The organism is Sphingobacterium sp. UBA2610 (assembly GCF_002339225.1).
In the GTDB taxonomy this organism is placed as follows: Bacteria; Bacteroidota; Bacteroidia; order Sphingobacteriales; family Sphingobacteriaceae; genus Sphingobacterium; species Sphingobacterium multivorum.
The window spans coordinates 1-22,021 of the sequence record NZ_DDKA01000022.1 but is presented as its reverse complement, the minus strand read 5'-3'; the positions used below and the strand labels follow the sequence as shown (position 1 = coordinate 22,021).

Genomic DNA, 22,021 nt, shown 5'->3' with positions numbered 1-22,021 from the left:
TTTTAGCTATTCTTTTACCCCAATAATACAGCTATACCTTATTCAGAATCTCGACAGCTTTTAATAGCGTTTCATCCTTTTTAGCAAAACAAACCCGCAAAACTTGTTGATTTGTAGCTTCTTTATAGAACGCTGACAGTGGGATGGTTGCAATTTTGTGCTCCCTGGTTAACGAGCAAGCAAATTCAAATTCCTTCTCCTGACTGATCGCGCTATAATCGATATTCAGGAAATAAGTTCCTTCGCAGGGAAGAATCGTAAACCGGGATCCCTTTAATCCGTCTTTCAATAGGTTTCTTTTTCGCTCAAAAAATTCCGATAGACCTTTGACATAGCTTATATCCTCCAAATATTCCGCGATAGCGAATTGCATGGGTGTATTTACGCTAAATACATTGAATTGATGCACTTTTCTAAATTCCTGCGTTAATTGTGGCGGAGCAATGCAATAACCTATCTTCCAACCCGTGGTGTGCAATAGCTTTCCAAAGGAAGCAACAACAAAACTTCGCTCGCGTAAGGAGGGTATTTCCAATACCGATTGGGGCGAGACACCATCGAAAACGATATGCTCGTACACTTCATCACTCAATAAGAGTGCGTTGGTACCTGCCAACAAGTCCCCAAGTTTAATTAACTCTTCTTTACCCAGCACTTTGCCTGTTGGATTATTCGGATTATTAATGATCATTAAACGAGTTCTGGAATTAATTAACGTAGCGACGTAACCCCAGTCAATCTGAAAATCAGGTGCCATTAATCGCACGGGAACAACTTTACCGCCAAACAATTCGATAGTCGGCGCATAACAATCGTATGCCGGTTCAAAAATAATAACCTCATCTTGCGGTCTAACGACTGCGGCAATAGCTGTAAAAATTGCTTGGGTACCACCTGATGTCACAGTAAGCTCCGCCGTTGCATCGACCGCCACGTTATAAACTTCCCGGTATTTTTTGGAGATCGTATCACGTAATGTCTGTGCTCCGATCATTGGCGCGTATTGGTTATGTCCCGCTTCCATTGCCTTAGAAACCAATTCCACCAACTTCGGATCGGTCTCAAAGTCAGGAAAACCTTGCGACAGATTTAAGGCTTGCTGCTCATTAGCAAGCATCGTCATTTTGGTAAAAATCGTCGTGCCGACATGTGGAAGTTTAGAAGTTAGGTTGAAGTTCATTTTTTGACATTTTATTAATCTACTAAATTAGTGGATTTTCTTATATTTGTAAATATATATAAGAATAATAACATGATAAAATACATCACACTACTTTTTTTAGTTCTGCCATTCTTTGGTTCTGCACAAAAAAAAGAACTTACCAAAGAGGAGTATATTGCACGCGTTAAGGCCGCCCCGGATTCTATATCGACATTGGTTGACTTGCGTAGAGTCGGCGGTTATGACCCTGTATACCCCGAGCTTCAGGCGCTTTATAATACCTTGAGTAAAAATGTCAAGAATTCAAGTGAAGGGAAAGAGTTCCAAGACTACTTAAATACATTGGAAACGGTTCAAGTTGGAAAAACAGCTCCCGCGTTTACGCAAAATGATACTACTGGTAACCCTGTAAAGCTTTCGGACTTTAAAGGAAAGTATGTTCTCCTTGATTTCTGGGCATCTTGGTGCCCCGATTGCCGTGTCGAAAGCCCGGATCTTGTCAAAACATACCAACAATTTAAAGGTGAAAACTTCGAAATATTGGGTATATCCTTTGATAAGGATCGCAATTCTTGGATTAAAGCCATCCATGCAGATAAATTGCACTGGCGTCATGTTTCGGATCTTAAACGTTGGCAAAATGATGTCGGAACCTTATACGGGGTAAAATCTATCCCGCAGAATGTCCTGATCGATCCCAATGGGAAAATTGTCGCGAAGAACTTACATGGTGATGCTTTACGTGCAAAATTGAAAGAAGTATTGAAAAAGTAAACGATAGGCAATACATAAAAAGACCATGCTTTAAGAAAGCATGGTCTTTTAATTTTTATTCTTTGAAGAAGGCCATTTTTCTGAAAAAATCTATTTTAAGATGATCCCAGTAAATTAGGATATTAAACGATTGATTACCCCTCTTTGTCGCTTAGCCAAACAAAGCACTGAAGATATCCTCCAATTTGGCAACCGGACGAATGGCAATATTATATTTTTTAGCATCCAATCCTTTGGTATTGAATTTAGAAATAAAAATACCATCAAAGCCCAACTTCTCGGCCTCCTGTATACGCTGTTCAATACGATTTACGGCCCTTATCTCACCCGATAAACCAACCTCACCGGCAAAAGTCAGATTGGATCGAATCGCGATATCTTGTTGTGAAGAAATAATTGCAACAACAACAGCCAAATCGATCGCAGGATCTTCGACACGTAACCCACCGGCAATATTCAAAAACACATCCTGTGCACTTAACCTAAAGCCAAAGCGTTTCTCCAAAACAGCCAGCAGCATATTTAATCGTTTCGTATCGTAGCCTGTAGAAGAGCGCTGAGCATTTCCAAACGCCGAATTACTCACCAGTGCCTGCACTTCAATCATCATAGGGCGCACTCCTTCGAGCATCGCCGCAATGGAAACGCCACTAACAGGTTCATCGCGCTGGGAAATCATAATCTCCGAAGGATTTGACACTTCCCTAAGCCCCGACCCCTGCATTTCATAAATACCCAGTTCTGAAGCAGATCCAAAACGATTCTTTACGGCCCGTAAAATTCGGTATACATGATGACGATCACCCTCGAATTGAAGCACCGTATCCACCATATGTTCTAAAACCTTGGGACCTGCAATAGATCCGTCCTTGGTAATATGTCCTACAATAAAAACTGGTGTACTGGTTTCTTTTGCAAACCGCAGCAATTCTGCGGTACATTCGCGTACCTGAGAAACCGATCCTGGCGCCGATTCAATTTGTGAGGAATGTAAAGTCTGTATAGAATCTATGACTATGACATTGGGCTGTACCGTCTCGATCTGCTTGAAAATATTTTGAGTAGATGTCTCGGTAAGAATATAACAATTTGCTTTGGATGATTGTGACAATCGTTCTGCCCGCATCTTAATTTGCTGTTCGCTTTCTTCCCCAGAAATATAAAGGGTCTTGACTTGTGGGATTGACAAAGCGAGCTGTAACATCAACGTCGACTTCCCAATACCCGGTTCACCTCCAATAAGGACCAATGACCCTGGAACAATACCGCCGCCAAGAACCCGGTTAAACTCCTGATCAGGAGTCAATATCCGTAATTCATCCTGATAGACAATTTCGTGGATGATCGCAGCTTTATTCGCTCTCTTTGTGCTTCCTCCTGTAGTAGAACTACGCCATTCAGGCACTTTTGAACTCGCCTTTTCGACGACTTCCTCAACAAAACTATTCCATTGCTTGCAAGAAGGGCATTGCCCCATCCATTTGGGAGACTCGTAGCCACAGTTTTGACAGAAGTATGCAGATTTTGATTTTGCCATACTACGAAATTACAAATTTATAGCTGTTAAAAGCGCAATATCATCGTCGTAAGTATTATATATTCATCAAGACAATACGCAAGGACTGGTTAGCCTTATCCTTCATTTTCTTTTAAGATCCGCAAGAAATTTTGTCCCATAATCTTCGCAACATCCGTCTTTGTATATCCTCTTTCCAACAGCGCTTTGGTCAGTAACGGAAATTTAGAAACATCTTCTAGACCTTGGGGTGAGGATTCTATGCCATCGAAATCCGAGCCTACAGCAACATGGTCTATACCCACTTTTTTGACCAAATAGTCAATATGATCCAATAATTTCGACAGTGGAGCATCGGCTTGCCGTTGAAGTTCCTTTGGCAACTTTTCATACATGGCCCAGGTACTCAATTTTGTATCTCCGGTATCGCCAAATTTACTTGCATACAAACCCTTAAGCCTTGTTTCATAGGCAGGATCCAAAAAACCTGAATAAAAATTCACACCAACAACGCCGCCATTTTTTTTCAGCGCCTCTAATTGTTCATCTTTCAGATTACGGAAATGTGGACATAATCCATAGGCGTTGCTATGCGAAACCAAGATCGGTTTGGTCGTTATCGACAGCACGTCATAGAAAGTCTGCTCTCCTCCATGAGACAGATCAATCATCATCCCCAATTCGTTCATTTTGCGAATAATTGCTCGCCCTTGCGCTATCAATCCCTTATCTTTGGAACGCATATCTCCCGATTCCATCGCGGCACAGCTTGCCCAAGGCAAATTGTAGTTCCAGGTCAAAGTGAGGTATTTGGCGCCGCGCTCATGAAGCCGGACCAGATGGTCAACACTTCCTTCAATCATATTTCCACCTTCCACACCGATCAACGCAACTATTTTACCTGTTTTTAAGATCGCATCGATGTCACCTGAAGATTTTGCCAAACTTATTTTATCGGCATTTGCTGCAATCATCTTTTCTAATGCATCGATCTGGTCATTGGCGTGCTTAAATGCCCCGGATTTCCACTTCGCATCATCGGACCACACAGCAAATACCTGCACATCGACACCTCCCTCCCGCAGTCGCGGTAAATCAGTAGCTCCCGTACTTATTCGCTGACCAATATTTTTCCCTGGGAAAATGGATTCGTAAATCACATCATTGTGTCCGTCGACGACCACCAAATCTTGGTGTATCTGTTTATAGTCTTGACTATATCCAACATTGTTGAGTGTCGTCATTGCTAGTCCAAGTAATAAGAGGCTTTTTATCATTTTTGACTTTCATTGATCGTTTCATAAATAGCGTCCTGAATCCTGCTTCTGATATTTAGATCCAACAGCCTAGTACTCACCTGAGGATGTACGCGATTAGACAAAAAGATATAGATCAGTTGATTTTGTGGATCAATCCAGATACATGTCCCTGTATAGCCAGTATGTCCAAATACAGAGCTATTTGCTAACTTAGATGGATATTCATTTTTTGGGTTTGGATCCCAACGGTCAAAACCTAAGCCTCGACGACTGCTTGTCGATTGCCTGGAGGTAAATAAATCGATGGTTTCGGTTTTAAAGTAGCGCTCCCCCCCGTACTCTCCTCTATTCAATAACAGTTGACCATAGATTGCCAAATCATTTGCTGTAGCAAATAATCCGGCATGCCCGGCAATACCGCCAGCCATTGCCGCACCCTGATCGTGGACATAGCCTTCTAGTAATGTTTTCCGAAAGGAGGTATCCTGCTCGGTAGGAACGATTTCATCATTTGCAAAACGCTCTCGGGGAAGGTAACCCGCACGCGTCATCCCCAATGGCCTGTAAAAGTTCTCCTGCACATAATCTTGCAGCGGTTCAGCGGTCTGATGTTCTGCAACTTCCTTCATCACGTACATACTGATATCACTATACACATAATTTCCAGTGGGTTTTACAGGTGATTTTAGCATCTCGGGCCACATGACATCGCGGTAATAATTATTGAGGATATAGCTATTGTCGGCCATTTTTACTTGATGGTTATCATCGCGGGCCGAAACCACGTCTCCAACTTTCAGATATTTATAGAAGGGAATAAAAGGTGTAAATCCTGCTTCATGCAACATGACGGAACGAAGCTTGATATCCTTTTTATTGGTATACTTTGCCTGCCATAGGTAATGTCCCATGGTACTATCCAAATTAATAATATTACGCTCGGTAAGACGCATAATCACAGGAGTAGTACCAGCAATCTTACTGACAGATGCGAGATCAAAAATATCAGTTGTTTTTGTGGGTATATCTTTGGAATACGTGTGAAAACCGTAAGATTTCTCCAAGAGTACTTGTCCGTCCTTCACGATCATGACTACAGCTCCTGGAGTTGCCTGCTTATCGATGGCTTCTTGTGCAATGGCATCAATTTTCTTCGTCAATTTGGTCAGGTTCAGATTAGAACTTGAGGCAGCGCCATATTGTATTCTTGTCTGTGTGGTTTTGACGTTACCGGCGGTAATAGAAATCCCACCAAAAATAGACATTGCCATCTGCTGCTGTCCAATTTCTGAAAAAGGAGCAAGCAATTCGATCAAATCAGATTGTGGATGCTCAGATAGGCTCTTTTTGTTTTTGTCATTTTCAAAAAAATGGCAAAGGATAACTTTTTTATTGTTTAATACAGCCTGCTTCAACTGTGTTAGACAATCGGCATCTAAATCATCTTCCTTTCCCGCCACAATAATGGTATTATAATATTTGATGTCCTCATCAAATTTATTAAAATCGAAAACTTTGGTGTTTGCATAACGAGCCAGTTGGTCCGTAAACATCCTATATTTTGCCGCGTTAGGAACAACAACTGCGATACGAAGTTGATCCAGATTTTTTAAAGGCAGCAACTGATCAAGGTTATTAAACAGTATCGTTTCGTTTTTAATTGTAGACTTATATTGAGCAAACAGGGGGCTAATACAGAACAAACCTGCAAATAATGCCCCAAAAAATCGTTTTTTCATTCTGCTTTTATCGTTTTTTAGGTTCTATCAAATAAAAATACGAATTATATAACGAAGGAATAGGTTCGTACGAAAAAAAATCAATTTTGTTACTTATACCTATTGCGCATTTCCAAATTGATGTATTATTATTTGCCATCCTCTTCAGGCTAAACGCAGCGACGTTCCTGAAACCTGAATTGGCATTGCCCCCAATTGCATCATGAAGGTTTTTTCTGTAAGTTTGACTAATGCCAGAATTGATTCAAGATAAAACGATATTTTCCTTACTGGAAGTCAGCCGCAGTATCCAAAAGACACTTGCAGAGCGGTATAAGAGTTTGTACTGGATCAAGGCTGAAATGAACAAGCTCAATCATTATACGCATTCTGGCCACTGTTATCCTGAACTGGTAGAAAAACAGGATGGTAAAATTGTCGCTGAAATTCGGTCGATCCTATGGAAAGCTGATTACAATCGTATCAACAACAATTTTCTTAAAGTCGCGCAAGAACCTTTACGAGAAGGGATTACGATGTTATTTCAGGCAAGTATTTCCTATGACCCTATGTATGGGTTAAGCTTGCGCATTGTTGATATTGATCCGACTTTTACCTTAGGCGAACTTGAAAAGGAGAAGTTAGACAGTATTCGAAAGCTGAAAGCAGAGGGCATATATGAGTCTAATAAATTATTGGACTTTCCTGTGGTTCCCAAAAGATTGGCAATTATTTCAGTAGAAACAAGTAAGGGGCTTTCTGATTTTTACAAGATTATTAATCAAAACCCTTGGGGTTACCGCATCGAATCCACCCTCTTCCCTGCATTGTTACAAGGAGACAAGTCAGTACCTTCTATTATAAATCAGCTTGCCATTATTGCTGAAAAAATAGACAGGTACGATGTGGTCGCCATCATCCGTGGTGGAGGCGGTGAGGTTGGTCTTTCCAGTTATAATAACTACTTGCTAGCTCGTGCTATCGCTATATTTCCCATCCCCGTATTGACGGGTATTGGGCATTCGACGAATTATACAGTTAGCGAAATGGTAGCCTATAAAAACGCGATTACGCCCAGTGAGCTGGCCGATTTTCTGATTCAGAAGTTTCATAATTTTGCTATTCCAGTCGATCGGGCTGCAGAGCGCATACAGCAACTCATTCTTACCCGATTTAAAGAAGAGCACAATATATTATCTCAACTGGCAACGCATATACAATGGATCGGAAAGAGAGAAATTCAGACCTCGAGGGCGGCCATCCAGCAATTTCAACATGATCTTAACGCCTTGTTAAAATTGCGCTTTTATGAGCACAAAACGGCACTGGCTCATACCGAACGAATTATTCAGCTATCTGATCCAATTAGACTATTAAAACAAGGGTTTTCAATTACTAAGGTTAACGGAAAATTACTGCAGTCGGTGACACAAGTATCTCAAGGCGATGTAATACAGACGATACTCGAATATGGAGAGCTTACCAGTACTGTGACAGATAAATCTCCGAAGGAAGACCTAGATGAGAACAATACTTAATTTGGCATCGCCATACAAAATTTAAAGAAAGCATATCAAGCATAGCATAATGGGACAGAATTATACCTACACAGATGCCTTTAACGAGTTACAAACTATCGTGAGGGAAATAGAAAATGGCACAACAAACATTGATGAGCTCGCGGGAAAAATCAAGAGGGCTTCCGACCTCATTCAAGTCTGCAAAGCCAAGTTAACAGCGACGGAGGACGAAGTAAACAGTTTATTACAGCAGATAACCCCGACTCAGGAAACGGATGATGATGAATAAATAAAGCAAACAATATCGTAATTCCTTAATATTGATAGGCCACCACCTGCCTATCACGCCGCAGGGTTTCTACAAGCGCTCTATGCTGGTTAACATTCCCCGTCAATCGCCATACGGTATTCAAACTTTCTTTGTTATACCGTTGACTTATGACGACAGCTTTAAAGCCCATACTTCGGATTAACTGTTCCGTATGTTCAAAATCTGCCTCAGATAAGGTCTGCAGTTCATAGTCTTTTATCTTGTGATAATTGTCAATATAGGTTTGTAGATAAGTTAGCAGCGCTAATATCATCAGAACCAAGCCCACACCAATAAAAGCTAAAAATATATATCCGGCACCAACACACATACCTAAAGAAGCTGTAGCCCAAATTGTCGTAGCGGTCGTTATACCACTTACTTTATTGTCTTCTTTGAAAATCACGCCTGCACCTAGGAAACCGATACCCGTAATAATATTTGCGGCTAATCGATCTGGATTTGCCAAGCCAATTTTTAACGAAAGAATCGTAAAAAGACAAGATCCAAAGCTCACCAATATAAACGTCCTCAAACCCGCAGACTTATTGCGATATTCACGTTCAATCCCGATCAGTAGGCCTATTAAGACTGATAACATAATAAGCAAAATGTCTCGCGTTTCGAAAGGTTGAAATAGGTTATCCATGAGTTTATATCTTCTTCATCCAATTTAAGAAAAATAGGGAGATCTATCAAATGACCTCCCTATTCAAGAATAACTCTTTATCGATCCAATACATCGGAGCTTTAATCAGCAATAACGATATATCATAGTAAGCTTCATTTTCATCGACCTAATACATCGGCACTTCAATTAGCAGCAATGATGCATCATAGTAAGCCTCAATGCTTATTTTTTCTGTTTCGTATAAACCAATGGCATCCCTTCTTGAAAGCATTTCATTTGCTACAGCGATCTTTCCTTCCAAAACAAAAAGATAAAGTCCATTTTGCTCAGAATGAACAGTATATTCTATCTTTTTACCCGCCTCGATGTCTGCCAAGTTAAAATATGCATCCTGATGGATTTGAACGGCATTGTGATCCGCTTTATCTGGTGACACAATGGTCACAAACTTATTGTGCTTATCCAGCTGAAGATAAGATTTGTGATCATGTCGGTCAAAACCCTGCCCTCCTTCTACTTGATCATCATTCAATACGCGCAATGCACCAAAACTCATTCTTTCGGGATCAAGATACTGTCCAAAACTGAATGAATGTGCACTTTTCAACCAGCCAAAATCGACGTGACCACGGTCATTTTCCCGATGTATTATCTTTTGCATGTTGTCCTCCTTACTGCATAAGCTTCTCGCTATCAGGAGGCAAAACCCATACCAACGGTAATACGAAACCAAAATCTGCCAATTTGTCAAAAGACATTGCTACAGCGCTTTTAATTTATCCGGAGCAAACGAATGAACAAGTGCACGAGCGAGAATTCTATTCGGGTCTATGAGAATCATCCCATTGTGATCCCGTTCGGGAATAGCAAAAGGCAACTCTGCACAACCCAAAATAATGACCTGTGCGCCTTTCTTTTTCAGGTCGTCCATAACCAACAATAGATCTTCTCTCGCTTTATTCGCGATCGGTACCGGCTGGGCCTTTATTCCATAGTCTTCATCATAGATTGCATTATTTACCTTCTCTTGTTGTGTTCCTTCTGGCTCAACAAAAACGAAACCTTTTCGAATAAAAGCTTCCCGATATAAACTGCAGATCTGCTCTCCAGCGGTAGATAAAATGCCTACTGTTGTGTCGGGATAGTTTTCCACTACAAACCGAACCGTTTCATGAACGATATGCAAGAGTTTCAACCCACTTCCCACACGCGCCATTTCATCTTGAACGACGGAAAAAATAGGCTCTGCATGTGCTGTATTGGATGGAATCGCGGCTATCGTCGCTCCAGCCGTTTCAAGTTGTCTTAAAATTGCAGCAATAGCCTTACCGGGATTAACATTGGATTTATCAAATAAATAAGCCGTTCGGTCAGGGATCAAATTTGGACATGAGAATAACAAGAGCGGCAAGTGTTCCTGATCGGACCTTGCCGCCGTCTCATCTATAATTTTCTTTGCAATATCTAGACCTCCATAAGGGCCCAATCCACCTACTATTCCAATCATAAAAACTATTTTTTTATATCTAGATATAACCAATAGTCTTACAAATAGTTTGTAGAAATTACCATTCTATTGCCTGGTCTTCGTCAGGAATCTGCGTATTTAACTTCCGTTCTAAAGTAAGCGATCCAGCAACCTTATAGCGAATCGGCACATTTGGAATCATGGTATAATCCGTAAATTCATAATCAATATTATTGATCGTAAGCCAACGCCATTTCAAATAGGGGCGAACTTTGTCCATTGCTTCTGAGATGGTATAACTTGCGTCTTTATTTACAACAAATTTAATATTCGGATTATCTGACCGGAAAGTCACTGTGCCAGTCTTGGTAAAGGTTGCATATATTTTGTAATTCCGTCGGTCTTGTCGTTCTTCGTCAATATTTCCTGCATAGAAAAAAACAGTGTTTTCGTCAACAACATAGCTCCTAATTTCACTTTTCACTACGGGGGTTTCATTCTCTTGCCCCTCCATTCTGGTTAAGAGGGCAGCCCCCGAATAATTACCCGAATAATCGTTGAAGGGATTAACGCGAAGAATCGCTTTCCTGTAGTACTTACGCGGATGTCCTTTATAATTCGCTGAAGGGTCGTCCATAATTGTAAGCGGCAATACCCACTTTTCAGTCATATCAATGCCCTTTAAAGAGAAATCTATAGCCAGTAAGCCTGTATTTTCCCCGGCATTAATGTTTACTGTAGCAGGGAACGAATAATAATTGCTACTTAATTGTTGATAATAGAAATCTTTCCGGTTTTGAAATCTTTCAAAATTCAGCACATTCAAAGTATCCGCATCCACTCCAACCTGAACCGAAAAATTTGATTCATTATTGGTCGATCCGCTCACAATCAAAGGTTGTAAAAAGGTGCTTTTAGCAGCATCCTTATAACGAACATGAATATTAGCGACCCCGTTGTTATCTAAAGGAGCTTTAAAGGAAATATAATGTTCATATTGTTCTTCCTTCCATTCATCATTGCATGCTCCAAAAATGGAGAGTATCAGCAATAGAAAGAATTGTATATATAACTTGTTCATAAGATATCTATTTGATTAATCGTTATAAGTCCATCCTGGATTTTGTGTTAAGTTCTTATTGCGTTTTAGTTCGCTATGACTAATCGGCCAAAACCACATTTTATCTGCAAAAGTTGTTTTCAAAGCCCATACCGCAACTGGCTGATGAAAGAGATCCCGATCTTTTTGGTTCATGAGGATATTACAACCATAGATAGGCAGAGCCTCTTCGACGGGAGCATCCATCCAACGGCGTAAATCATAGTAACGTTGCCCCTCGCCCATAAGCTCGATAAAACGCTCGCGTTTTAATGTTTTTCTCAGCTCGACTTTATTGCTATATACACTTACACTGTAATCTGGTACGCCACCGCGAATCCGTACAGGCTGTATTCCTTTTTTCATCTCTGCGATATCTCGGCTAATGGTGTAAACACCACCTCGCCAAGATGGAATACTATAGGATCCGCCCAGCTCATTTAATGCTTCAGCGTACATGAGTAAAATATCCGCATATCGAATTGCTGGCTCCGCTTTTGGCACGATACGAGCCATACTTCCTCCTTCATAAGTATCATTTTGATGAACAAACTTTTTAACACCGAAACCTGTGCGGAGCCAATAGGCATTGGACGAGTTAAACCCATTCCCCTTGTCATTATCGCGGTAATAAAACACCTGTTGGTTCCGATTGCGTTCTTGTGTTTCGTTCAACAATGTCCAGAAACTACCATTGAAAGCAACAGAAGCATAAAAGCGAGGTTCGCGATTCGCATACTGCAAAGAGACTCCCGGGCGCAAGGGCTTGTATTTTCCCTTGTCATAATCTTCTTGTGAAACATAGCCGCTCAAGCGATTTGAACCATTTCCACGACCGATTTCTTTATCCATTCCCGGTACATCCAAACCATTATCCATATAGTAAGCGTCTACAAGTTTTTGCGTCAGCCCGTGTGTGTTCCATCCCGTTGCCGAACGTGGAAGCTGATGGGCAACCATAGCATCAATCCCTTCGTTCTCCTGATTGGTACCACGTGTGAAGATTAACTCAGGGTTTCCAGAGGCTGGCAACGTACCGTCAAATACCTGGGCATAAGATTTAGCCGGGTCGATATTTGCCCAGCCATCGGGCCAGCTCTTTTCCGAGAAATTGTTGTCTTTAGGCGGTATTACGGTGGCATCATTTCCTGTTGTTTGTAATCCTGTCCAATACAGTTGATACACGCCTAGTTCCATAACATCTCGCGCCGCTGCCGCAGCCTTAGCCCACTTCTCTTCTTTATATTCTGCGGAAAGGAGACGTTTTCCTTGATTGTCAACCAACCTTGCCCCAATACTTGCATTATTACCATTGGCCAGCGGACTTGCAGCATACAGTAAGGCTTTGGCTCGCGTTGCCAAAGCTGCACCTACACTCGGACGGGCAGAACCGTCTTGGCTCCTTTTCATACCTAAAGCTTCCATTTCTTTTGCCGCCAACAACATTTCATCACTAATATAGTTAGCGCACTCTTCATACGTATTACGTGGAACCGCCAAATTATCATAGCTATCCGTATAGTCTAAGCCCTCATCTGGCAACAATGGAATCGGTCCATATTTACGAAGCAAAAGCCAGTATAAATAGGCCCGTGCAAAACGCGCTTGCCCGCGGTAATCCGCAATTTCAGCAGTAGACATTTCAGTATTCATATAAATATGCTGAATAAAGGTGGTTGCATTCCGAATCCCACGGTAACATTGCGCCCATGTCCCCTGTTTATCATTCTCCGTATAAAGGCCCATCTTAAACATGTTGTAAGACAATTCATTTTTTGATGGATCATAATCTTTATCGCGATCACCATAGTACATATCATCTGCAAAACAATGCGGAGTAAGCCCTTTACTTGCTACATCTGCATTTTCACCCTTGAATTCTAAAAATACATTGGCAAGCCACTCTTCCGAATAGAGCTTGCTCTTAAAGACTTTCTCGGTTGTGAGGCGGTCTTTGAAATATTGATCAGACTTTAAATAATCTTTTGTACAGGAAGAAATGACGCCTGTGCCAAGTAGAAGCATCAATACAACATATAATTTCTTATTTTTCATTTCTTTAAATTTTAAAGGTTAACATTGACACCAAAAGTGAACGACTTTGGCAATGGATAATCTTCTCCCCTTGGGCTTGCTAATTCGGGATCCCATAATTTAAATGTTGACCAAGTCAGGAGGTTGCTACCAATGACAAAAAATCGAATGCTATTTGCCCGGATACGATTGGCCAGATGTTTGGGCAAGCTATAACCAATATCTACAGTTTTAAGTCGGAGATATTGACCATTACGCAGCCAAAAGGTAGACTCCCGGAAGTTATTCGGATTAGGGCCATAACTCAGGCGCGGGTACGAAGCATTCGGATCTTCCGTCGCTGGATTTCCAGAAATATCGGCTGAAATCCACCGATTATCGCCCATACTTCCTTTCATCACTTGCCCCCACTCGCCTTCACTAAAGGCATATACAGTCTTTCCATAGGTGAAGAAAGTAGATTTACCTGCTCCCTGAAAATGCACACTGATATCCAAATTTTTCCAGCTTGCCGACGCGCCCACACCATAGATTAGATTGGGTCTTCTGGTTGCTCCGACAGCGACCCGATCGCCATCATCGATAACGCCGTCGCCATTTACATCTTTGTATTTGATATCACCTGGTTGGTAGGTCCCAAATGTTTGTTTTGGACTATTGCGGATATCATCGTAATCTTTAAAAAGCCCTAAAGCGATCAATCCAACCGCCTGATCTACACGGTAGCCTTTTCGATTTTGATAACCATACACATTATTTTCTTCATCGATTGTCGTAATTTCATTTTTACTATAGGTAATATTACTTCGCCCTGTCAGATTCACCTCGCCCAATTTTCCCTTATACTCCAACCGTCCATCGAAACCACGTGATTTAACCGCCCCCACATTTGCCCTTGGTGTACTTTCCAAGCCCACCAAGCTTGGCAAATACCTACGTTCCATATAAATTCCGGTCCGTTTTTCATCAAAGAAATCCAAGTTGGCAATAACTTTATCCTTAAACAAGGCGAGGTCAAAGCCTAAATTTTTCTTGACAGCCATCTCCCAGGTCACATATGGCGAAGCAACTTGGCTATATCTTAAGCCCGTATAATTCCGATCAACGCCATAGTCTCCCCACTTGTAAACACTAGAAATTCCAGAAATTGTGTATAAATAAGGGAAACGCTCTTGATCGTTTCCAATTTTTAGCTGATCGTTCCCCACTTTACCCCAAGAATAGCGGATCTTGAACATATTCATCCAAGGCATATTTTCTTTGACAAATGTTTCTTCTGAAACATTCCAAGCCCCTGAAAATGCCGGAAAAAATCCATACTGCTGACCGATGGCAAAGTTCTCTGATCCATTATAACCGAAGTTAAAATCAACAAAATAACGTGATTTCCAATTGTAGGTGACTCGACCGGCCATTCCTTGATTACGTCTTGCTATACCATTTTTTATATCATCGCCGAGATCTACCGTTTTTACAAGAGCATCGCGTGTAAATCGAGCAACCGCTCCGATATTATGATCACCAATATTTCGATCATAATTAAACATCAGATCATAGAATTCACGTCGATCTCCCTTGGAGAAACTGTATTGATACATTTCTCTCGGATCTGATATATGCCGATAAACTATTTGACCATTTTCATCTCTTGCACGTTCGGCAAGCCATTGCTCAGGCCATTTTCGTCGCTGTATATTATTTTCGTTAAAAGTGTCGTAGCCGACAATTCCCCGGAAGCGAAGGCCTTTAGTAATAAAATCAAAATTTTGTTCGAGGGTAATATTGGTCTGCACTTTATTGGTCCAATTCTCATTGAAACCTGTTTGTGTTGCCACGACCCATGGATTTGTCATATTGCCTCCACCGATCGCCGGAACTCGGCCATCAGAGTACATTATCGGGGTTCTTATGGGTGAATATCCAAATAATACTCCCCAAAAGAAATCATCACCTAATCCGGGGCTATTCCTTTTACTGAGATCTCCAGCCACACCAACCTTAAGCAAAGTCGATTTTGTTATATCGATATCGGTATTTAAGCGATAGTTCCAACGTCTAAAATTCGCATTTGTATTATAGTCTTTACGCAGGGCTTCATCTGTTTTGTACATCCCGCCCTCATCAACGTAACTTCCTGACACAAAATAACGGGCAGTTGGTCCGCCGCCACTTAAATTTAAATTCGCACGATAGGTCATCGCTCCTTTTTTGAGCAACATATCTTTCCAGTTTACATTCGGATAAAGATCGGGGTCTAGGCCCAATCGCAAGATTTCGAGTTCTTCGGGTTGATAGACCGGAGCATTGTTTCGCGTAATACGCGCTTCATTCAGTAGGTTTGCATACGTTACACCGTCCTCAAACTCGGGCGTAATGGTCCGCGTGTTGTAAATATTTTCATCTTTTACGTTAATGCTAATTTTTCCCTCTTTACCATGTTTGGTTGTAATTAAAATAACACCATTAGCCCCCTTAGATCCATAAATAGCCGTTACAGCGGCGTCTTTGAGCACTGTAATGGTAGCAATATCTTCGATATTAATATCATTGATATCCCGTTCAATATTGTCAACGAGGACCAAGGCAGCGGTCCCACCGCCAAAAGTTGAGATCCCACGTATCCAAAATTCAGAAATGTTTTTACCGGGTTGGCCAGATTGCATCATCGCCATCACGCCGGGTACATTTCCGGCGAGCGCATTTGTAATGCTGGATGTAGGATTTGATTTCATGGTCTCGACATCCACTGTACTGACAGCCCCTGTTAATGTCAACCTTTTTTGTGTACCGGTACCCGTTACAACAACCTCATCTAATACACTCGTTTCCGCCTCCAGCAAGGTTACGTTGATAGTCAAGTTATCTTTTACCAAAACCTCCCTTTTTTGATAGCCAACAGAGGAAAAAATAAGTGTTTTATAGCGATCGACTTTAATTTTATATCGTCCATTATTATCGGTTACCACACCCCATCCCGGAGCATCTTTTACCGACACGCTCACACCGATCATAGGTGTCTTCTGAGCATCGGAGACTAGCCCAATAACCTCCACGCTTTCTTGGGCCATGGTTAAGCCAATTACCGTGAGCAGTAGCGTACATAGCAGTAATAATCTTTTCATAATTCTTTTTAGTTTATTGGTTTTGGCTAGCTTGGTCCATCTCCTCTAGCGCAATCTTACGAATACGACGATTGGCTTGATCTCCAATATAAAACGCTCCTTCCGCTTCATTATAAGCAATACCTGAAGGGCGATCAAAACGTGCTTCTAGTCGCAGGTCCCCGTTTACATAACCGTAAGGATTACTATTGAGGCTAGAACTTCCCCTACCTGCAAAGGTTGTAACGCTTGCTTCAGGGGTTAAAATCCGTATCGCATGGTTCATCTGATCCGTGAAATAGAAATCATACGCATCATTCTTACCCGCATCAACATAGGCTTGATTTTTTACAAATACACCTTGATAAGGATTATTTAAGCGCGCTGAAGAGCCGACGCCATCTTGATAACCAAAAGCTCTAATTTGACCACACACGAGGTAGGGCTGTGTAAATCGTTTCTTTTCCCAGTTGTAGTTTACCCGGAGAATATAGCCTTGATTAATGACAACGATATAGGCATAGTTGCCCGTCGGATGGATGAAAATCTTGTACTCCCACTGTGGATCATGCACCACAAATAATGTCTCATAATCTTTAACACCCAGCCCTTCGCTAAAATATTTATTGAGGTCGAATCGAAAAAATTGTCCCTTTTCATAACTATTGAAATACATTTCTCCATTCACAGGATGGATTGAGGCACCATTACACTGTTTATAAGTCGTCAGCACTTCTCTATCCTGCCAGTTTCTATCACGCGATAAGCGATAAGTCGCCCGATCATTTTCTCCGCCACGATCCTCCGCAATAATCATATACTTTTTATCGAGCGTAAAATCAACACTACGGGGGCGGTCAAAATCCGAACGTTTTTTGGTGATGGTACTATCCTCGAAATTGACGAGGTATAAGCCATTATTGTGATCAAAGGTCATCCAGAGATGTTTGGGGTTGGCAGGATCAAACTTCATAAAAGAAGGCTCCCAGAATCCACTCGCCATTTTATTTTCATCAGCATGCTTAAATTTTCCATCCCGCCAGGGTTCATCACCACGCGCATTTCTGTAGCCTGCTAATGTGGACACAACCATCTTTCTTTGATAATCAAATATTTTCTCAGCTTTACCGACAACTTGCTTGTCCTGATTACCGACCCGGACCTCAATATCCCCCTTAAATGCCTGTTTAGGCACAAGGCAATACAGTGATTCCCCCAAGGCGTTGACAACGACAGCCTGTTTTCCACCGATAAAGACCGCTACATTCTTCGGATCATTACCAAAGTTTTTACCGTAGATTACCAGACGCTGGCCTACCCCGCCAGATGATGGAGCAAAGTCAGATACAACCACAGGTTGGGAAGGATCAAAAGGGATCCCCTCATTGACACTGACAGGCTTATCATCTTTACAACTTACAACGCTTAAACTTAGCCCGACAATAGCCCAGATTAATCGATACAATAGCCAGCTAAAGCTCGCTGCTTGTTTAGTTTTCATAAGATATTATTATTGGTTAGAATTTATTCTATAAACATTACATATCACCGCCAATGAATCCCAGAGTCATTGATCTTCTGATACATCCATTAAAATTTCGTCAGCATAAAAGCTATTTTAGGGAGTATTTTTAGGACGAACGGATTGAGGCCCGCCTCATCATCGAGCGAACGCTTAGTTTTAATTTCCACATAATTGGTTACTTTTATATTAAGCTAAATGGTATTAGCTTTTTTAAGCTAAAAAAGACTTTATGACAGTTTCTTCAAAGTCTTCTGGTTTTTAAAATTACTTTTCTACTAATTTTCTATTTTATACACCCAATAGATATTGGCCTTATCCGCTCCCATTCCAACGTTCTACATTATTTTTCTTCAACAAGAAAATGGACGAATGATTCTGATTTGATTTTCTAAATGGTTCTCTAAGGTTTTCTTTCTATAATTGATTACTCAAATTTAGGGATTGTAAAGATGCTGATACTATAGAATTTTCTCAATAAACTGCCTATTTGTATCACACAAAATAAAGACGATACGCATATTTATGCATACACCTTTCTCTGGCTGTTATCTCGAAAAAAGTATTGTTAAGTGAAAAACTCTTCTCTTTGGCTAATTTGGGAATTATTCGGTCTTCAAGAATTGTTGATAGTGAGGTAAAATTTCCGATTAGGATCTTATGAATCAAACGGTATCATATATTGTTCTCTCGAATACAAACAAAAAAACCTGCAAAAATATTTGCAGGTTTTTATCTTTTGTAGCCCGTAGGGGAATCGAAATCTACCTACATCAATCTATTTATCAGTAAATTACAAGCCTACATTTCCCCTGCTCACCGAATAACTCACTGGTTTGACATACGTTTTAACTGCAAGTGCTCATAAACTAATTTATAGTTTTATAATGAACTTTCAAAATCATTTAACACTAGCAAGCTAATAGATCATTTGTTTTACATAAAATTTTCCTTTAAACCCGCGAACCAAATAATATTCTAGTGCAAAATTTTCTGACTTAGTAATTGACATTATATATTTAAACAATAAATTTTTATCGTTAGCAATGTTCATTTACAGCTTTAATATAATATCAAGGTAGATACTATTTCAAATTTTTGTATAAAGTATCCCATATCCTTCTAAATATGGACTTATCCTGTGCTATGATTTAAGCATCTCCCCAGATTCCCGGTTTAAGTCGAATTAAGGAATCTTTTTCACTTCTAGATAAGGTAAGCTTAGCAAAAATTAGAAAAGTCCAATCCAAGCTATAGGAAAAATGGGGCATTAACAACAATGGGGGCACTGAAAAACTATCAACAAAAAAAGGGCTTATGAATTTTTATGTTCGTAAGCCCTTTTCCTTTGTTTATTTGAAAGCTTTTATCAATAATGCTACAAATAACCGATTTCTCAAAGGGTTTAATCCGTGATTTTCGACCTTCTTGAAAATGCTAATTTTTCAAGGGGACTTTTTCAGTGCCCTCCTAACAATCGAACCATTTTTTTGCATCTTAAGAAATGGAACATAGGTGTAACTTGAAGAGGTATAACCAATTTATAATATTTATTTTACATCATAATAAATTTGGATTACATACGGGGGATGACCTATTTTCGGTGAAATTTCCAGTTTTTTAGACCACAATTAGATTTTCAATAAATGACCAAATCTCTTTTCCATTGTATTATTGATCTCTTGCCAAGAGAACATTTGTGATGGGGTAGCGAAGTTCGCTTGTAAATGGCAACTATCTTTTAGGGTTGTCCAACTATGACCCGAACAGATATTTAGTCGTTCAGCTTCATTAGCTAGAATTTCATAACCGTTTATACCATTAAATAAAAATTTGTTATCCCAACATAACTTATCCCCGATAAGCCACGCACAGTCAACCGCAAGACCAAACTGATGCCAAGATTCTCCAGGTAATGCATTAGTAGAAGTATCATTAATACTTGTTAAATCATCAATTTTCAATAGGCAGTTCGCTATGAAAGAAGCGTTTTGAATCCTTAAAAATTCAATTTTTTCTGCTATGTCAATATCTGAACGACCATTTTTCCAAAGATTTGCCTGTTTATAAGGATCTCTTAAACCTTCTGTTAATAGAAAGTCGACACCTTTACTTTCACAGCTTCTTAATAGAAGAGTGACTTTAAACGCAAAACTTGGATCTACCCCATTTAATACCATTTTGCTTCTTCTCCTATACTTCAATTTTAGCGTTTGCATAATACTAAAGTTAAATAACTTCAAACATCCATTAAAAGGTTCTTTTTCAGTTAATAATTGTCTTTGTAAACTTTTGAACTAGAAAAGTATGCGCTAATTTTGGTTGCGCAAAAAATAATTGTCATGGATAATAGTAATTTGATACCTTGAGTGACAAAATTAATAAATTCAAATTCTCTATTTCGAACGTCATTCTGAACTAAATATATGTATTTAAACAGATTCACTATAAAGCTAGGTAATGATAAAATAACCAAAGTGATACCAATTAAGATTAATCCACATCTATATGCTTCAAATTTATTGCAAGCTAATGCTTTATTATTTGTAGGATCATCGTTAATAAAAAAATGTACAAATACTTCAGATTTTAGTAGGAAGAGAAAGGCGATCAATAGTTGCAGAATCAGATTTGACAAAAGAATAAGAAGAACCGAATTTTGTTCATTCATATTGGCACTGCTATTTGATACAGCGTTATATAATAATAATTCTTTGCTTGAATTGATACTAAATAAAACTAGAAATATTCCTATGATTTTTATTGAAATATCAAATAGATCCTTTTTTTTCATAATTGAAAATTTTTATTTTTTATTGACCTTATGCTATTAATCTTTTTGTTTTTGTCAAATCCTACCTCTAGAATAAAATTTTCTATACCTTTTCTGCCACCTTGATATTTGTAATTCAGAAAAACATAATCTTCAGAGAATGTTGCTAATTTCTCAATCTGATTTATAAACACCATATCTTCACTTTGATTAAACTGTTTAGAAAGGTTTTGCCAATCACTTTGATTAATTTTCCCATTTAATCTTTGGGTAATGTAGTAGGAAGCATTTTTTAATTCATTACTTTTTACTTTTTTATAGAACTCTTTGAAGTTTGTGTCTAGCTCTAATAATTCATTTTGCTTAAGCAACCAAGATCTCTTCTTACTTAAATATACACTAATCTTATAAAATGGCTTTTTCCCTGCAACATTTAGAGGTAAATCTATCAGTTTTAGAGATGACTTAATCGAAATCGAATCATTTACTTTCCATGAATCTGATTGTACTATATTAACAAATTCTTTTTTTATATCATCAGGTGTATAATAGCCCTCTTTTTTACCAATTCCATGCTTTTCAGTAATTTCTTTTACTATATCTTCATATTTCAAGCACATTGCATAAATAAATTCTTTTGGTTTATTGCTCTGGGTACCTGTTTGAAAATTGCTGGTATCCCAGTCATATTGTATTTCTGCGAGGGCAGAGTCTTTTTTAAACGTTGTATAAAAAACTAATAGATTAGGAATAGTATTTTGCTCCCTTTGGAATATAATTGGTTGATTCCAACTGGCAACTGTTATGATTTTTGCAGTTGGCAGAAAAATTGCGTTCCCCATTTCTTTTTCTTTAGCTAGAAAATGCTGTAGCTTTTGGTTTATATCCGTATCTATCAATTTCTGTGATAGAACAAAATTAGGGATTAGGAGCAAAAGGATAATAAAATGTTTCATTTAGATTTTTCGATAGTAGTTTATTAAATATGTCGACAGCTTTTTTATGATATTTGAGGTTTGCAGACATGTATTTTATCCCCAATGTTTCATTGATAATCTCTAAAATAATCTTATGAAAACCAATTTTGTTGTTTGTAATTTTTATACTGGTGAAATCACTTGCGTCCTAAACGTT

At 39.5% G+C, this 22,021-nt stretch carries 17 protein-coding genes; 3 read left to right on the top strand and 14 right to left on the bottom strand.

The window, feature by feature from the left end; genetic code table 11:
* Positions 1–31: 31 nt before the first annotated feature.
* Entirely contained in the window at positions 32–1,180 is a 1,149-nt protein-coding gene (locus tag B4Z47_RS15395) for a methionine aminotransferase (RefSeq protein WP_286727524.1), read from the bottom strand.
* A 72-nt stretch (positions 1,181–1,252) separates the two neighbouring features.
* Between B4Z47_RS15395 and B4Z47_RS15390 the strand changes: the two genes are divergently transcribed.
* Complete coding sequence (locus B4Z47_RS15390; RefSeq protein ID WP_286727523.1) at positions 1,253–1,936, top strand: peroxiredoxin family protein; 684 nt, start codon at positions 1,253–1,255, stop codon at positions 1,934–1,936.
* A 151-nt stretch (positions 1,937–2,087) separates the two neighbouring features.
* On the opposite strand, the gene radA is transcribed toward B4Z47_RS15390, so the two are convergent.
* The 3 genes from radA to B4Z47_RS15375 all read right to left on the bottom strand — a co-directional run bounded on the left by radA (position 2,088) and on the right by B4Z47_RS15375 (position 6,450).
* On the bottom strand, positions 2,088–3,473 hold the full coding sequence (gene radA, locus B4Z47_RS15385; RefSeq protein ID WP_201669844.1) for a DNA repair protein RadA: 1,386 nt from the start codon (positions 3,471–3,473) through the stop codon (positions 2,088–2,090).
* Between the two features lie 95 nt (positions 3,474–3,568).
* The gene (locus tag B4Z47_RS15380; RefSeq protein ID WP_286727522.1) at positions 3,569–4,729 is read right to left on the bottom strand and encodes a dipeptidase; all 1,161 of its coding nucleotides are present in this window, start codon (positions 4,727–4,729) and stop codon (positions 3,569–3,571) included.
* On the bottom strand, positions 4,726–6,450 hold the full coding sequence (locus B4Z47_RS15375) for a serine hydrolase domain-containing protein (protein ID WP_286727521.1): 1,725 nt from the start codon (positions 6,448–6,450) through the stop codon (positions 4,726–4,728). Before B4Z47_RS15375 ends, B4Z47_RS15380 begins: the two co-directional genes overlap by 4 nt.
* 230 nt (positions 6,451–6,680) lie before the next feature.
* Here B4Z47_RS15375 and xseA point away from each other — a divergent pair, with 230 nt between their 5' ends.
* Positions 6,681–7,967, top strand: coding sequence for an exodeoxyribonuclease VII large subunit (gene xseA, locus B4Z47_RS15370; RefSeq protein WP_070562391.1), 1,287 nt, complete (start codon positions 6,681–6,683; stop codon positions 7,965–7,967).
* Positions 7,968–8,016: 49 nt separating this feature from the next.
* Positions 8,017–8,238: an exodeoxyribonuclease VII small subunit gene (gene xseB, locus B4Z47_RS15365; RefSeq protein WP_070562394.1), complete on the top strand. Its 222-nt coding sequence runs from the start codon at positions 8,017–8,019 to the stop codon at positions 8,236–8,238.
* A 25-nt stretch (positions 8,239–8,263) separates the two neighbouring features.
* On the opposite strand, the gene B4Z47_RS15360 is transcribed toward xseB, so the two are convergent.
* From B4Z47_RS15360 to B4Z47_RS15315, 10 genes are all read right to left on the bottom strand, one after another.
* Positions 8,264–8,908, bottom strand: a complete 645-nt coding sequence (locus tag B4Z47_RS15360; protein ID WP_070562397.1) for an MgtC/SapB family protein — start codon at positions 8,906–8,908, stop codon at positions 8,264–8,266.
* 148 nt (positions 8,909–9,056) lie between these two features.
* Positions 9,057–9,551, bottom strand: a complete 495-nt coding sequence (locus tag B4Z47_RS15355; protein WP_286727520.1) for a hypothetical protein — start codon at positions 9,549–9,551, stop codon at positions 9,057–9,059.
* Between the two features lie 99 nt (positions 9,552–9,650).
* Positions 9,651–10,397 carry an aspartate/glutamate racemase family protein gene (locus tag B4Z47_RS15350; RefSeq protein ID WP_286727519.1) on the bottom strand — a complete coding sequence of 249 codons (747 nt, stop codon included), beginning with the start codon at positions 10,395–10,397 and terminating at the stop codon, positions 9,651–9,653.
* Positions 10,398–10,455: 58 nt separating this feature from the next.
* Positions 10,456–11,439: a DUF4973 domain-containing protein gene (locus tag B4Z47_RS15345; protein ID WP_286727518.1), complete on the bottom strand. Its 984-nt coding sequence runs from the start codon at positions 11,437–11,439 to the stop codon at positions 10,456–10,458.
* A 15-nt stretch (positions 11,440–11,454) separates the two neighbouring features.
* On the bottom strand, positions 11,455–13,512 hold the full coding sequence (locus B4Z47_RS15340) for a RagB/SusD family nutrient uptake outer membrane protein (protein ID WP_070562409.1): 2,058 nt from the start codon (positions 13,510–13,512) through the stop codon (positions 11,455–11,457).
* 11 nt (positions 13,513–13,523) lie between these two features.
* Positions 13,524–16,613: a SusC/RagA family TonB-linked outer membrane protein gene (locus B4Z47_RS15335; RefSeq protein WP_286727517.1), complete on the bottom strand. Its 3,090-nt coding sequence runs from the start codon at positions 16,611–16,613 to the stop codon at positions 13,524–13,526.
* A 13-nt stretch (positions 16,614–16,626) separates the two neighbouring features.
* Positions 16,627–18,093: an IPT/TIG domain-containing protein gene (locus tag B4Z47_RS15330; RefSeq protein WP_286727516.1), complete on the bottom strand. Its 1,467-nt coding sequence runs from the start codon at positions 18,091–18,093 to the stop codon at positions 16,627–16,629.
* A 1,652-nt stretch (positions 18,094–19,745) separates the two neighbouring features.
* Positions 19,746–20,333 (bottom strand): M15 family metallopeptidase, encoded by a 588-nt coding sequence (locus B4Z47_RS15325; RefSeq protein ID WP_286727515.1) that lies wholly within the window; start codon positions 20,331–20,333, stop codon positions 19,746–19,748.
* Between the two features lie 50 nt (positions 20,334–20,383).
* Positions 20,384–20,908, bottom strand: coding sequence for a hypothetical protein (locus B4Z47_RS15320; protein WP_115046006.1), 525 nt, complete (start codon positions 20,906–20,908; stop codon positions 20,384–20,386).
* Positions 20,905–21,843 carry a hypothetical protein gene (locus B4Z47_RS15315; RefSeq protein WP_286727514.1) on the bottom strand — a complete coding sequence of 313 codons (939 nt, stop codon included), beginning with the start codon at positions 21,841–21,843 and terminating at the stop codon, positions 20,905–20,907. The genes B4Z47_RS15320 and B4Z47_RS15315 overlap by 4 nt, the downstream gene beginning before the upstream one ends.
* Positions 21,844–22,021 lie beyond the last annotated feature (178 nt).

What these genes read in the sequence shown, in the direction of transcription:
- B4Z47_RS15390 (WP_286727523.1), top strand. Translation starts at nt 1,253, where the DNA reads ATGATAAAATACATCACACTACTTTTTTTAGTTCTGCCATTCTTTGGT.
- B4Z47_RS15315 (WP_286727514.1), bottom strand. Translation starts at nt 21,843, where the DNA reads ATGAAACATTTTATTATCCTTTTGCTCCTAATCCCTAATTTTGTTCTA.
- B4Z47_RS15330 (WP_286727516.1), bottom strand. Translation starts at nt 18,093, where the DNA reads ATGAAAACTAAACAAGCAGCGAGCTTTAGCTGGCTATTGTATCGATTA.
- B4Z47_RS15350 (WP_286727519.1), bottom strand. Translation starts at nt 10,397, where the DNA reads ATGATTGGAATAGTAGGTGGATTGGGCCCTTATGGAGGTCTAGATATT.
- B4Z47_RS15345 (WP_286727518.1), bottom strand. Translation starts at nt 11,439, where the DNA reads ATGAACAAGTTATATATACAATTCTTTCTATTGCTGATACTCTCCATT.
- B4Z47_RS15395 (WP_286727524.1), bottom strand. Translation starts at nt 1,180, where the DNA reads ATGAACTTCAACCTAACTTCTAAACTTCCACATGTCGGCACGACGATT.
- radA (WP_201669844.1), bottom strand. Translation starts at nt 3,473, where the DNA reads ATGGCAAAATCAAAATCTGCATACTTCTGTCAAAACTGTGGCTACGAG.
- B4Z47_RS15355 (WP_286727520.1), bottom strand. Translation starts at nt 9,551, where the DNA reads ATGCAAAAGATAATACATCGGGAAAATGACCGTGGTCACGTCGATTTT.
- B4Z47_RS15375 (WP_286727521.1), bottom strand. Translation starts at nt 6,450, where the DNA reads ATGAAAAAACGATTTTTTGGGGCATTATTTGCAGGTTTGTTCTGTATT.
- xseA (WP_070562391.1), top strand. Translation starts at nt 6,681, where the DNA reads ATGCCAGAATTGATTCAAGATAAAACGATATTTTCCTTACTGGAAGTC.
- B4Z47_RS15340 (WP_070562409.1), bottom strand. Translation starts at nt 13,512, where the DNA reads ATGAAAAATAAGAAATTATATGTTGTATTGATGCTTCTACTTGGCACA.
- B4Z47_RS15320 (WP_115046006.1), bottom strand. Translation starts at nt 20,908, where the DNA reads ATGAAAAAAAAGGATCTATTTGATATTTCAATAAAAATCATAGGAATA.
- xseB (WP_070562394.1), top strand. Translation starts at nt 8,017, where the DNA reads ATGGGACAGAATTATACCTACACAGATGCCTTTAACGAGTTACAAACT.
- B4Z47_RS15380 (WP_286727522.1), bottom strand. Translation starts at nt 4,729, where the DNA reads ATGATAAAAAGCCTCTTATTACTTGGACTAGCAATGACGACACTCAAC.
- B4Z47_RS15335 (WP_286727517.1), bottom strand. Translation starts at nt 16,613, where the DNA reads ATGAAAAGATTATTACTGCTATGTACGCTACTGCTCACGGTAATTGGC.
- B4Z47_RS15360 (WP_070562397.1), bottom strand. Translation starts at nt 8,908, where the DNA reads ATGGATAACCTATTTCAACCTTTCGAAACGCGAGACATTTTGCTTATT.
- B4Z47_RS15325 (WP_286727515.1), bottom strand. Translation starts at nt 20,333, where the DNA reads ATGCAAACGCTAAAATTGAAGTATAGGAGAAGAAGCAAAATGGTATTA.